We start from the raw sequence: 11674 nt of genomic DNA, 5'->3' as shown, positions 1-11674 counted from the left end.
CTACATCCCCAGATAGGCGCGACGCAACGCGTCGCTCGCCATCAATTCCGCACACGTGCCCGAGTAGCGGATCTGCCCATTTTCCAGCACGTAGCCGCGCTGCCCGGTCTCGAGCGACTGTCCGACGTTCTGCTCCACCAGCAGAATGGCGAGGCCCTCGCCTTGCAAACGCCCGATCAGTGCGAACATCTCTTCGACCAATAGCGGCGACAATCCCAACGACGGTTCATCGAGAATCAGCAGACGCGGCTCCGCCATCAAACCGCGGCCAATCGCCAGCATCTGTTGCTCGCCGCCGGACATCGAGCCGGCCGCCTGGTCGATCCGTTCGCCGAGGCGCGGAAAAATCTCCAGCATACGGGCGAGATTGCGTTGACGATTTGCTGTTCCGCGCGAGAACGAGCCGAGTTCCAGGTTTTCGCGCACGCTCAGGTTGGGGAAAATGCGCCGGCCTTCCGGCACCTGAATCAGCCCTGCTTTCACGACGTCCCGGTAGTGGCGCCCGGCCAGCTCATGGCCGTCGAAACGCACACTGCCTTCCCAGATCGGATTGATCCCGCAGACGGTGTTGTTCAGCGTGGATTTGCCCACGCCATTGCTGCCCAGCAGCACCACAATCTCGCCTTCGTCGACATCGAGGTCCACGCCGCGCAGCACTTCGGTGCGGCCGTAGCCGGTGCGCAGCGACTGTATTTCCAGTAAGGCGCTCACGGGCGGCCTCCTTCACTCGCGCTTTTTTTCGCGCCGTCACGTGCCAGCCGCTCGGCCGTGCCGTGACCCAGGTACGCTTCGATCACCATGGGATTGGAGGTCACTTCACGCGGTGCGCCGCCCGCGATCAGGCGCCCCTGCGCCAGCACCCAGACATGTTCGGCGAGGCTCATCACGGCTCGCATCACGTGCTCGATCATCAACACAGTAACGCCGCCGTCGACGAGGCCGCGAATCACCGGAATCATCTCGTCGATTTCACTCGGGTTCAGACCCGCGAGCACTTCGTCGAGCAACAGCAGGCGCGGCCTGGCGGCAAGCGCGCGCGCGAGTTCGAGGCGCTTGCGGCCGGCCACGGTCAGGTCCGCCGCGGGTTTGTCGAGGTAGTCCTGCAGATTCACGCGCCGCGCGACGTCGTCGGCCGCGGCCAGCGCCGCACGCCGGTTCGGCTCATGCAAATGGGCGCCCACCGCGATGTTCTCGCGCACGGTCTGCGCTCCGAACGGCTGCACGATCTGAAACGTGCGCGTCAGACCCAGCTTTGCCGACTGGTGCGGCGCCATGCCGGTGATATCGCGGCCGAGATACTGCACCCGGCCCGCGCCCGGCTTCAGAAATCCGGAAAGCAGAGCGAACAGGGTCGTCTTCCCGGCGCCATTCGGTCCGACCAGCGCCGTCAACGTGTTCGGCATCACGTCGAGCGTGACGTCCTGCACGGCCTTCAGACCGCCGAACGTGATGGACAGGCCGCGAGCCTGCAAAAGCGCTTCAGACACGGGCTTTCTCCTTACGCTCGTCGGACGGCCTGGGCGCGTCCTGCGGTGCCGGCGAGCGGCCGGTCATGCGCCGTACCGACATGCCCGCACCGGTGATGCCGCGCGGCAAATACATGACGATCACGACCAGCACCACGCCATAGATCACCATGCTGAGGCCGGGCAATTCGCCGAACAGGTTGCGGGTCAATTCGCCCAGGCCATACAGCAGCACGGCGCCTAGCACCGGACCCCACAAGGTGCCCGCACCACCGACGATCACGCCCACCAGTGCTTCAATTGAAATTGTCGAGCCGAACGCGATGCCGGGGTCGATGTACTGGAACATCTGCACATAGCAGGCGCCGGCGACGCTCATCACCGCCGCGGATATCGCAATCGCCCCCAGTTTCACGCGCACCGGGTCGACGCCGATCGCCCGTGCGGCGTTTTCGTTATCACGTACCGCTTGCAGGTATGCACCGAAACGCGAATGACGCAGCCATGCGGTCACGCACAGCGCGGCGAGCACGAAGAACAGCAACAAATAGACATAGCCGCGTCGCGAGCCGAACTGCAGATTGGCGACGCTCGTATGAAGCGGCACCATCAAGCCCACGCCGCCGCCGGTGAACGGCACGGACACGGCGAGAATGCGTGCGACTTCCGCAAAGGCCAGCGTCACCAGTGCGAAGTACGAGCCCTTCAAGCCGCCGCGGAAAGTCAACGCCCCGACGACCACCGCCACAACCACACCGGACATGATCGCCACCGGCAGTGCGAGCCACGGATTCCATCCCCAGCTCAATTGCGCGATGGCCTGCGCGTAGGTACCTACGCCGAAAAACAGCGCATGCCCGAACGACAATTGACCGCCGTAGCCACCGAGAATGTTCCATGACTGCGACAGCAGCGCTGCGTACAACGACATCATCAGAAACGTGAGCAGCACACCGGACTGCAACACCGTGGCGGCCACGGCCACCAGCAGGCCAAAGATCAGGATCGAACGAAGATCGCGCATCGTCTAGACCCTCGCGCCGAAGAGGCCTTGCGGGCGGATCAGCAGCACCACGATGAAAATCGCGAAGATGCCCATCTGCCCCAGCGAATCGCCGAACCACAAACCACCGAGCGACTCCACCACGCCGATCAGCAAACCGCCGACCAGCGCACCGACGAAGCTGCCCATGCCGCCCAGCACGACCACGGTGAACGCCACCAGCACGAAGCCGTTGCCCACTTGCGGATTGACGTAGTAAGTGGGCAGCAGGAAACAGGCGGCGGCGCCGACACATGCCATGCCGATGCCGAACGACAGCGCATAGACCTTCTCGACGTTGATGCCCATCAGCTTCGCGCCATGCTTCTCGCGCGACACCGCGCGAATCGCACGGCCCAGATCCGTCATGCGCATGATCAGGAACAGCAAGGCCGCCACGACCAGCGCGCCGAAAAAGGCAATTATTTTAGGCAGTGCGATCATCACAGGACCGACTCCGATCATCGACAACGTGTAGGCCGTGTCGATGTTGCGGGTGTCGGAGTGAAACCACACCAGCGCCAGGTTCTCGAGCACGATGGCGATCCCGAGCGTGACCAGCAGAATGTTCTCGTCCTTGCCGTGGCTCGCACGATTGATCACGAAACGCTGCAGCGCATAGCCGAATGCAAACATGCCGAGCATGACGATGGGTAAAGCCAGGTACGGATCGATTCCCAGCCGATCCTTGAGCAGATAGACCGCATACAGTGCCACCATCAACGCCGCGCCGTGCGCGAAGTTGATGATGTGCAACACGCCGTAGATCAATGTCAGGCCGAGGGCGATCAGCGCGTAAACCGCGCCGGTCGTCAGGCCGTTCAACAGCGCTGATAAAAGGATGACGGGATCGAACATACCGCCCCTCAGCTCCGTAGCGGAAACACGGGCGCCACCTGACGGTAGGCCTCCGGCAGCACCACCTTGATATCGCCGTCCACCACTTGCGTAAGCAGTGGTTGCGCACCCGTGTTCTGGCCGTTGACGAAATGGGTCGGGCCATACGGCATCAGGTGATTCTTGAACGTGCTGGCCGCGAGTGCGGCGTTGATCGCGGCGCGATCGGATGATTTGGCGCGTTCGAGCGCATCGGCGAGCAGCATCATGGCCGTGTAGGTCATGAACACTTCATATGAGAAGTACGCGCCCTTGGCTTCCACACGCTTTTTCAACAGTGCGACACGCGGGTCTTTCGGATTGAACCAATGGTTGCAGTCGATGATGCCGCCGGCGATGTCCGGAAATTCCTTGAGGAATTTATAGCTCGACGCCGCGCCGCCCAATACCGAATAGATCGCTTTCGGACGAACGTTCTGCTGCTTCATCGCGCGCAGCAGTAGCGCGTATTCGTTGTAGTAGTTGGCCGGAATCACGATGTCGGGATTCACCGCGCGCATGCGCAATACGATGTTGTTGAAGTCGCGCGTCGGATTCGGATGCTTGATGACTTCCTTGATCTCGAAGCCGTACTTCGGCAATTCATTGCTGAGCAAGGCGGCCGTGCCGGTACCGAACAACGATTCCTCATGCACGATCATCACCGTTTTGGCGGGCTTGCCGGCCGCGGTGTTCAGTGCGTTGAGATTCTCGACCGCCCGCGAACTGCAAGTCTTGTAGCCGGGCCCGAAACGGAACGTATTGGTCAAACCGCGCTCGACGATCTGATCGGCCACGCCAACATCCACCACGTGCGGCAGCCCGTATTTCGCGGCGGTTTGCGTGGTGGCGAGACAGATCGCCGAAGCGTAAGCGCCCACCACCGCCGAGACGGCCGCCTCGTTCATGCGTTCGATTTCAGCCGAGCCGACTTCCGGACGGGACTGCGCGTCGCCCAGCACCGCCTCGATCAGCGCGCCGCCCTGCGATTTGATGCCGCCCGCGTTGTTGATGTCTTCAATCGCCAGCAGCGCGCCCAATCGGCATTGCTGCCCCGAATACGCCAACGCGCCGGTCACCGGATGCAGCACGCCGACCTTGATGGCTTTGGCGCTCGCCGCGCGAGCGGCCCAGGGTGCCGCAACCAGCGCGGCCGCGGCAGTAGACTGACGCAGGAATGTGCGACGAGAACTCATGGGATCTCCGTAGGAAATGCTTTAATTGAACGACGCTGACAGTTCTTCGCTGACCCACACCCTGGCGTCGATATCGCCAATACGGGACAGTTGCAGTTGGTACTGGTAGCGATCGGGCCGGTACAAGCCTTGCAGCAGTTGCACAGGACGCTCGCCGGTATCGCGCACGAGCCGCGTGACTGCCAGTAGCGCCGAGCCCACCGCGATCTCGAGGTGGCGTGCCACCACCGCGTCCGCGAGGCGCGCGGAGATAGTTTGCGTGGCGCCGCCCAGCTCGACGCCCGCCTCTTCGAGCAGCATCAGCAGCGGTTTGCGCTTCAGGTCCTTGCGATTGATTTCGGCGACCGCCTGCGGCACGTGAGTCGTGATGAAGGACACCGGCCCCGCGGAGGTGCTACGCACGCGAATGCTCTTGTACACAGGATCACCCACCGCCAGGTGCAGCGCCTCGGCCACCGCCTCGGACGCCAGCACCACCGTGCTGTCGATCACTTCGACGGTCGTGCGCAAACCCATGTTGACGATGTTTTCGAGCAGGCCGGTGAGATGCGCCTTCTCGCGCGACACCGGTTTCGCGTTCGGACCGCCCTGCTTCCTGCCTGCATCCGCGCGCAGCGGCCATGTGCCCACGCCGGGCCGGCGCGTCACGAGCCCGTCGGCGACCAGCATTTCCATCGCCTTGCGGATCGTGATGCGCGCGACAGCAAACTGGTCGGCAAGCAAATGTTCGCCCGGTACGCCTTCATTGTCGAAGCGTCCTTCCTGCAGTTGCTCGCGTAGCACCAGGTAGATCTGGTGGTACTTCGGCAGCGGTAGCGTCGTTTCCATGCGACCACTGTAGAAGTGTCATATTGTTCGGTCAATAGAACAAATGCGCGATCAATTGTTCCATATGGCAAACCCCTAAATGTCCTCTCGATCGCAGCCGGAAAACGCCCGGGTCCCGGCTTCGAGACCACCTTGCGAACATCCTTCGGCTGCGTGTCCCGCTTCATCTGGTGCAGTACGGCATCGTCGCCATCCTGGCCATGGGCATCGGACTGTTCGCCCCCCTTTGGCGTCGGCTTCTACCAGACCTGCCTGATCGGCAAGGTGTCGAGCGACGAGCGTTCAGTCGCAATGCGTCTTTACATAGGCCGCCACTTCCGCGTGCGTCGCGAACCAGACGTCCTTCGACTTCGCGTGACGAATGATCTCTTCGAGTATCCAGATACGCGAGCGCGCCGTGATGACGTGCGGATGCATCGTCAGCTGGAACAGGCCGCCGTCTTCGTAGGCGTAATCGAACTCGCGACGGAAAATGTCGAACACATCCGTGGGAGGCGTGTAAGGCCGCAGCGACTGGAAGCGATGCATGCTGAAGTAGACAGCGTCGTCGCGAATCCATTCCACCGGCAATTCGACGATCCCCGTCGGTTCGCCGTGCAGCAGCAACTCGTAGCAATCCTCGTCGGCCATCAGTGATGAGTCGTACAGCAGACCCATCTCCTTTGCAATGGCGAGGGTGTTCGGACTGAAGTCCCATGAAGGCGTGCGCAGGCCGATTGGCCGCACGCGGGTGATCTTCTCGAGCGTATCGGCGGCTCGCAACATCAGGTCGCGCTCGGCTTCGTAGGGGAGCACCGAATTCAATTCGTGAATCCAGCCGTGAATGCCAATTTCGTGTCCCTCTTCCACGACGCGGCGTTGCTCGTCCTCGTGCAACAATGCCGCGACGGCCGGCACGTAGAAGCTCGCCTTCACGTCGTGGCGCGCCAGGATTTCGAGAATGCGCGGCATGCCCACGCGATTGCCGTACTGCCCCCAGCTCATCCTGCTGATCGATTTGCCTCCGTCGCGCAATTCATTGGTCTCATGGTCGCTGTCGAAAGAAAGCGCCACCGCGCAGCGCGCGCCACCGGGCCATGACTTCGGGCGCAGCCTGCGGCCTGCGCGCGCCTGGTTCACGGCCTCGCGCCAGGTCTGTTCCTCCCATTGCCAGGGCTCTGCTGTCCGACCTGCTGTTTCCGGCTTGTTCATGATCGTTTCCTTGATGATTAGGGGTGTGGATTAACGGCCGCCGTCTACCGAAAGAATCTGTCCGTTGACGAAGCTCGCGAGCTCCGACGCGAAAAAGACCGTCGCATCGGCGATCTCGTCGGGCGTGCCGAGCCGACGCATTGCGATGCCGTTCATCAGCGCGCGCTGTTTCTCAGCGCCGAATGCCGCCCACTGCTTTTCGGTGGCATCGTTGGTACGCACGAAACCGGGTGCCACGCTGTTGACGCGAATACCGTGAGGTCCGAGTTCGTGCGCGAGTTGCCGCGTGAGACCGAGCACCGCGTGCTTGGCCGAGCAATACGCCTGCACCCCGGTGAGCGACGCCTGCAACGCCGCGCCCGAGCTGATGTTGATAATCGCCCCGCGGCCTGCGCGTTTCATCCCGGGCGCGGCGGCGCGACAGAGCGCGAAGGTGGCGCCGAGATTGACGTCGATCACGCGGTCCCAGTCCTCGTCGCTCACGTCTTCCAATGGACGATGTGCCTGTCCCGCCACGCCGCCCGCGTTGTTGACAAGCACGTCGAGCGGCTGTCCTGCCCGCGATTCGACGCTTCTGATCCAGGCCGCTGCCGCGGCCCGGTCGGTAAGGTCCACGACGTCCGTCGCGATGCTCTGGCTCGCAAGTTCCGCGAGCGCGTCGGCACGCACGTCGCAGACGAACACGCGCGCGCCGAGCGATGCAAAGCGCTCCGCAATGGAACGGCCGAAACCGATCGCGGCGCCGCTCACGGCCACCACTTTCCCTTCGAAAGAAATGTTCATGCGGCGAGTAACTCGTTCAGGTTGCTATCCGACAGCGGCCTTGCGCCATCCTCGATCTCGTGAATCATGCGCACCAGCGCATCAAGCTTCGCGCACTCGATGCCGTGCGTGCGTCCGATCGCGACGACCGGCGCAATCTGCATATCCACTTCCGTGCGGCGCTTTCTGATTGCAAGGTCCCGCCACACGCCCGAGTGCGTCTTCGCATTCGGGCGGTTGAAGTCGACCATCGCCGCGACGCTCGCGCGCGCCTGCTGTTCAGTCGCGCCGCGCTGGAACGCGGCCGGATCGAAACCATTGAAGCCGCGCGGATTTACGCCTTCAGCCTGCGCCACCTGCATGGCTTCGCCTGCGAGCGAGCGCCACAACGCCAGCAATTCGCCGCGCCCGAGGCAGTCCGCGATGCCGAGCTGCCCGACCGCCTGCGCAAAAAGCAGCGATCCGTAGCCGAGCTTGCCCCACAAATACGACCAGATGTCCTCGCTCAGAATGGCGTCCGGCTCAAATGCGCGCAGGGTTGCGTGAAGCGCATGCGCACGCGGCGTCAATGCGCCATCGATTTCTCCGACCACGACCGCGCCGCGATTGCCATAGAGAATTTCACCGGGTTCGATCCAGTCCGCGCCGAAATTCACAAAGGCGCCGACCGTGCGTTCGGGTCCGACGATCTGGGCGATCAACCGCTCGCATAGACCGTTCTGCAAGGAGACGACGTAGCCGTTCGCGGCAAGATGCGGCGCGAGCGCGCGACATGCGCGTTCCGTGTCCTGCGCCTTGACCGCCAGATAGATGCGATCGAAGGTCCCCACCAGTTCCTCAGGCAGGAAAGCCGGCGCGTTGACGACGAAACTGTCGACCGGGCCGGTGATGCGTAGCCCGCGAGACGGATCGCGAATCGCCTCGACGTGCGCCGGCACCACATCGACGAATGTGACGGCCTGGCCCGCACGGGCGAGATACGCGCCTATCGTGCCGCCGATCGCGCCGGCACCCCAGATCAAGATTGCTTGTTCCATCGGTTGACGTTCCTGCATGGTTAGCGAAGCCGCTCGTGGGCCGTTTCGCGGAAGAAGAAGATGACGACACCGGAAATCACCGCGGCGGCCATCACATACAGCGACGGCGAAATGGGCGAGCCGGTGACGCCGATCAGCCAGGTCGAAAGGAACGGCGCAAAGCCACCGAAGATCGCGGTGGACAGGCTGTAGCCGATCGACAGCAGCGTCGTGCGCGAGTGCGTCGGAAAAATTTCGCACAGTGCGGCCGGCCCCGCGCCCGAGAAGGCCGCGATGAACAGATTGAAGAAAATCTGCACGCCAAGAATGGCGCCGAAGGACACGCCGCCGAGAATCAGGCGGAACAGCGGATAGGAAAGCAGCGCGAAGCCCACGCAACAGCCCAGCAGAAGCGGCTTGCGGCCGATACGATCCGACAGCCAGCCAAACCCGGGTGTGGCTAGCACCAGCACGAAGAGCGCGCCGGAATTCGACATGAGCGCCTGCGTCGTGGTGAGCCCCGCGTATTTGGTGAGAAACGTCGGCATGTAGCTCAACATCACGTAATACGATACCGTCCAGATGATGGTGAACCCGAACGCCTTACCCATCATCGCGATTGCCGCGCCGCGCGAGAGCGGCGCAGGCTTCGCGGCCTCGCCCTGGACCTGGACCTGGACCTGCGTGAAGGCCGGCGTCTCGTCGATGTTGCGGCGCATGTAGATGCCGATAGGCAACAGCAAGCCGCCGATCAGAAACGGCAAGCGCCATGCCCACGCATCCATTTGCGCTGTCGTGAACGACGCGCTCACGAGGCCCACGACAATGCTGCTCACGAGCGACGATGCGGCGATCGACGCCTGCCCCAAGCCACCGTACAGGCCGCGCTTTTCCGCCGGCGCGGATTCGATGATGAACGACGTGGCGCTGCCCCATTCGCCGCCAGCAGCCAGCCCCTGAATCAACCGCAGCGCCACCAGCATGATCGGCGCCGCCACGCCGATGCTGTCGTAGGTCGGCAACAGGCCAATACCGACGGTGCCCAGCGCCATGCCGAAAATGGTGACGAGCAGCGCGACGCGCCGGCCCTGCGTATCGGCGATCCGGCCGATCAATGCGCCGCCGACGGGGCGTGCGAGAAAACCTACCCCGAACGCCGCGAAACTCGCGAGCAGGCCGCGCAGTTCGCCGGCGTGGAAGAAATTGCGGGCGAGTGTCGCCGCGAGAAATGCGTAGACAATAAAATCGTAGTATTCCAGAACGTTTCCAATCATCGCCGCCATCAACTGGCGGCGAGCGTGAAAGCGCGGCGGCGCATCGGCGACGAAGGGCGCCGGTGCGGCGGAGAGGTCTGCTTGATTCATTTCCGATTTTTCCTCAAGGACGACGCGGGCACCGACTCCAATTCGGATTCCCCGGTTGATGCGCCTCCGGTTGTCGCGACTGACGTCGATGGCTGGGTAAAAAACTGCGGTGGCAATCCGGCGATCGCAGCTTTGAGCGTTTCGAGAATCAGCTCGCGCTTCGCGGCGAAGCGGCTCAGGACGCAGCCCACGTCAAGCGCGGCGATGGGGGTGCCGTCCAACCCGCAAACGGGCATCGCCACGCCGATGCCGTCAAGCGCGTATTCCTCCTCGACGATGCAATAGCCGTCTTCGGCGGCGCGCTCGATGCGCGCGTGGACCGCGTCGAGACCCGTTACGGTGTGGCTGGTGAGTTGTGTGCGAGGCTGCGCGGCGAGGATCTCGTCGCGGCGCTCGCGCGGCAGGCGCGACAGCAGCACCCGGCCAATGGCGGTGCAGTAAGCGGGGCTGACGCTGCTCAGGTCGACGTCATAACGCACGACGGTATTGGCCACCGACTTGGCAATGAAGCGGATGCAGCCGTTGTCGCCAAGCGCGCCGAGGATCACGGTTTCGCCGAGATCCTCGCTGAGTCGGTCCATCACGGGGCGGATCATCGCGACGAGCCGCGCGAGCGGGTCGCCGCCCCAGCCAAATCCCCGGCTGCGAAATGCTTCATTCAGGCCATACAGGCCGTGCTCGTCGCGAACCAGGTAGCCGCGCAAAAGAAGCGTGCGCAACAGGGCGAGCGTGCTGCTCTTTGGCATGCCGAAGAGCGCGGAGACGGTAGTGAGCGCCACGCCTTCCGTTGCGGCCGCGAAATACTCGAGAAGATCGAGGGCCCGCGCAGCGGACCTAACCGAATCGTTCATATATAGGAACGTGTTGCAGATATGCGAACCACGTTAATTGAAGAAATTTCGAGGGTCAAGCGCTCCAGGGTAAACACCCCGCCTTCGGCTGCGAATACGGCCCGAAATCATCAGGCAGCGGCATCAGCTACTGCGGCGGACGGACTTTGTGGGGGCGCTCATCGGCGCCAGGCGCGGAATCTGCTGCTCGTTAGACCCGGTGATTGCCTGGGCTGGATCCGTAGCGGCAACGCCAGTCCGCGCAGGCAAGTTCAGCGGCTCAATCGGGGCGACCGGCAGCGCTTTCCATCACAGGCAAGCTGGTCTCGTCCGTCGAATGGAAAAAGGAGAAAAAACGATGACCCTGCTCATTTATCTCGTAGGTTGGATCATTCTCATAGGCGGCGTGGCGTGGGGATTGATGGCGCTCCACGTCGCTCAGCATACGATCGCGATCGTGGCGGTCATCATGCTCGGCGTCGCGGTCATCACGGGCGCTACACGCGCGCGCAACCGCGACCGGCCGTAACGGTGACAACCTGCTGGCCTCAATTTGAAGCCGCCGCAGCATCCGTGGCATCTGCTCCAGCACTTTTAACCGCGCCAGCGCCATCCGTGCCGTGCTGAATCGCGTAGATTTCCCGGTTGCGGGCGATCTCCGACGCCGATGGCGGATAGTCGTTACTACGCGTCGGCACAAGCCCTTCAGCTTGAGCCTGTTGCAACTGAGCCATGACGTCGGCGCGCGTCAGTCCCGATGGGTTGGTTTGAGTTTGAGCAAAAGCATTCGCGCCGAACGGCAGGCTGAGGGCGGCAACAGCAATAGCGGCAAGCAGTTTCATGATGTCTCTCCGATGATGTGCAAGAAATGCGTGGCCTGAACCACGCTTCCTATTCTTGTCATTTCAGCTGTCGGAGCACTGACCTGCGGATTACCGTTTGGTTATCTACGCACCGCCGTTAAAAGAAAAACCAGATAACAGAACGGTAATGTACCGGACCGCGGCACGTAAGGGCCAAACCCCCACACTCCTGATTCGCGAAGCCCCCGGCACGCGCCGCCTGGCACGTCAAACGCCCCGCGCTTCCATCTGCCTCTTTTC

13 protein-coding genes are annotated in these 11674 nt (G+C 62.8%); 1 reads left to right on the top strand and 12 read right to left on the bottom strand.

The features are described 5' to 3' along the window. The 11 genes from ACAX43_RS18800 to ACAX43_RS18750 form a co-directional block, all read right to left on the bottom strand. Positions 1-711 (bottom strand): ABC transporter ATP-binding protein, encoded by a 711-nt coding sequence (locus ACAX43_RS18800; RefSeq protein WP_370709919.1) that lies wholly within the window; start codon positions 709-711, stop codon positions 1-3. After that, positions 708-1487: an ABC transporter ATP-binding protein gene (locus tag ACAX43_RS18795; RefSeq protein WP_370709918.1), complete on the bottom strand. Its 780-nt coding sequence runs from the start codon at positions 1485-1487 to the stop codon at positions 708-710. Before ACAX43_RS18795 ends, ACAX43_RS18800 begins: the two co-directional genes overlap by 4 nt. Next, entirely contained in the window at positions 1480-2490 is a 1011-nt protein-coding gene (locus ACAX43_RS18790; protein ID WP_370709917.1) for a branched-chain amino acid ABC transporter permease, read from the bottom strand. Before ACAX43_RS18790 ends, ACAX43_RS18795 begins: the two co-directional genes overlap by 8 nt. A 3-nt stretch (positions 2491-2493) precedes the next feature. Further along, positions 2494-3366 carry a branched-chain amino acid ABC transporter permease gene (locus ACAX43_RS18785; protein WP_370709916.1) on the bottom strand — a complete coding sequence of 291 codons (873 nt, stop codon included), beginning with the start codon at positions 3364-3366 and terminating at the stop codon, positions 2494-2496. A gap of 8 nt (positions 3367-3374) precedes the next feature. After that, on the bottom strand, positions 3375-4580 hold the full coding sequence (locus tag ACAX43_RS18780) for an ABC transporter substrate-binding protein (protein ID WP_370709915.1): 1206 nt from the start codon (positions 4578-4580) through the stop codon (positions 3375-3377). A gap of 21 nt (positions 4581-4601) precedes the next feature. Further along, positions 4602-5408, bottom strand: coding sequence for a GntR family transcriptional regulator (locus ACAX43_RS18775; protein ID WP_370709914.1), 807 nt, complete (start codon positions 5406-5408; stop codon positions 4602-4604). 282 nt (positions 5409-5690) lie between these two features. After that, entirely contained in the window at positions 5691-6599 is a 909-nt protein-coding gene (locus ACAX43_RS18770) for a polysaccharide deacetylase (protein ID WP_370709913.1), read from the bottom strand. Positions 6600-6629: 30 nt separating this feature from the next. Next, positions 6630-7382 carry an SDR family NAD(P)-dependent oxidoreductase gene (locus tag ACAX43_RS18765; protein ID WP_370709912.1) on the bottom strand — a complete coding sequence of 251 codons (753 nt, stop codon included), beginning with the start codon at positions 7380-7382 and terminating at the stop codon, positions 6630-6632. Beyond that, positions 7379-8398, bottom strand: a complete 1020-nt coding sequence (locus tag ACAX43_RS18760) for a ketopantoate reductase family protein (protein ID WP_370709911.1) — start codon at positions 8396-8398, stop codon at positions 7379-7381. Before ACAX43_RS18760 ends, ACAX43_RS18765 begins: the two co-directional genes overlap by 4 nt. Before the next feature lie 20 nt (positions 8399-8418). Next, the gene (locus ACAX43_RS18755; protein ID WP_370709910.1) at positions 8419-9741 is read right to left on the bottom strand and encodes an MFS transporter; all 1323 of its coding nucleotides are present in this window, start codon (positions 9739-9741) and stop codon (positions 8419-8421) included. Further along, positions 9738-10592 (bottom strand): IclR family transcriptional regulator, encoded by an 855-nt coding sequence (locus ACAX43_RS18750; protein WP_370709909.1) that lies wholly within the window; start codon positions 10590-10592, stop codon positions 9738-9740. Before ACAX43_RS18750 ends, ACAX43_RS18755 begins: the two co-directional genes overlap by 4 nt. 337 nt (positions 10593-10929) lie before the next feature. On the opposite strand from ACAX43_RS18750, the gene ACAX43_RS18745 reads away from it, so the two are divergent. Continuing rightward, positions 10930-11100 (top strand): hypothetical protein, encoded by a 171-nt coding sequence (locus ACAX43_RS18745; protein WP_370709908.1) that lies wholly within the window; start codon positions 10930-10932, stop codon positions 11098-11100. Between the two features lie 19 nt (positions 11101-11119). Here ACAX43_RS18745 and ACAX43_RS18740 read toward each other — a convergent pair whose 3' ends face one another. After that, a complete protein-coding gene (locus tag ACAX43_RS18740) occupies positions 11120-11413 on the bottom strand; it encodes a DUF4148 domain-containing protein (RefSeq protein WP_370709907.1) in 294 nt (97 codons plus the stop codon). Between the last annotated feature and the right edge of the window lie 261 nt (positions 11414-11674).

This window comes from Paraburkholderia sp. IW21, from assembly GCF_041321145.1.
GTDB lineage: Bacteria > Pseudomonadota > Gammaproteobacteria > Burkholderiales > Burkholderiaceae > Paraburkholderia.
This window is presented reverse-complemented; position numbering and strand designations above follow the sequence as displayed.

Coding starts and splice junctions, on each gene's coding strand:
- ACAX43_RS18790 (WP_370709917.1), bottom strand. CDS start 2,490: ATGCGCGATCTTCGTTCGATCCTGATCTTTGGCCTGCTGGTGGCCGTG.
- ACAX43_RS18785 (WP_370709916.1), bottom strand. CDS start 3,366: ATGTTCGATCCCGTCATCCTTTTATCAGCGCTGTTGAACGGCCTGACG.
- ACAX43_RS18780 (WP_370709915.1), bottom strand. CDS start 4,580: ATGAGTTCTCGTCGCACATTCCTGCGTCAGTCTACTGCCGCGGCCGCG.
- ACAX43_RS18775 (WP_370709914.1), bottom strand. CDS start 5,408: ATGGAAACGACGCTACCGCTGCCGAAGTACCACCAGATCTACCTGGTG.
- ACAX43_RS18770 (WP_370709913.1), bottom strand. CDS start 6,599: ATGAACAAGCCGGAAACAGCAGGTCGGACAGCAGAGCCCTGGCAATGG.
- ACAX43_RS18765 (WP_370709912.1), bottom strand. CDS start 7,382: ATGAACATTTCTTTCGAAGGGAAAGTGGTGGCCGTGAGCGGCGCCGCG.
- ACAX43_RS18760 (WP_370709911.1), bottom strand. CDS start 8,398: ATGGAACAAGCAATCTTGATCTGGGGTGCCGGCGCGATCGGCGGCACG.
- ACAX43_RS18755 (WP_370709910.1), bottom strand. CDS start 9,741: ATGAATCAAGCAGACCTCTCCGCCGCACCGGCGCCCTTCGTCGCCGAT.
- ACAX43_RS18750 (WP_370709909.1), bottom strand. CDS start 10,592: ATGAACGATTCGGTTAGGTCCGCTGCGCGGGCCCTCGATCTTCTCGAG.
- ACAX43_RS18745 (WP_370709908.1), top strand. CDS start 10,930: ATGACCCTGCTCATTTATCTCGTAGGTTGGATCATTCTCATAGGCGGC.
- ACAX43_RS18740 (WP_370709907.1), bottom strand. CDS start 11,413: ATGAAACTGCTTGCCGCTATTGCTGTTGCCGCCCTCAGCCTGCCGTTC.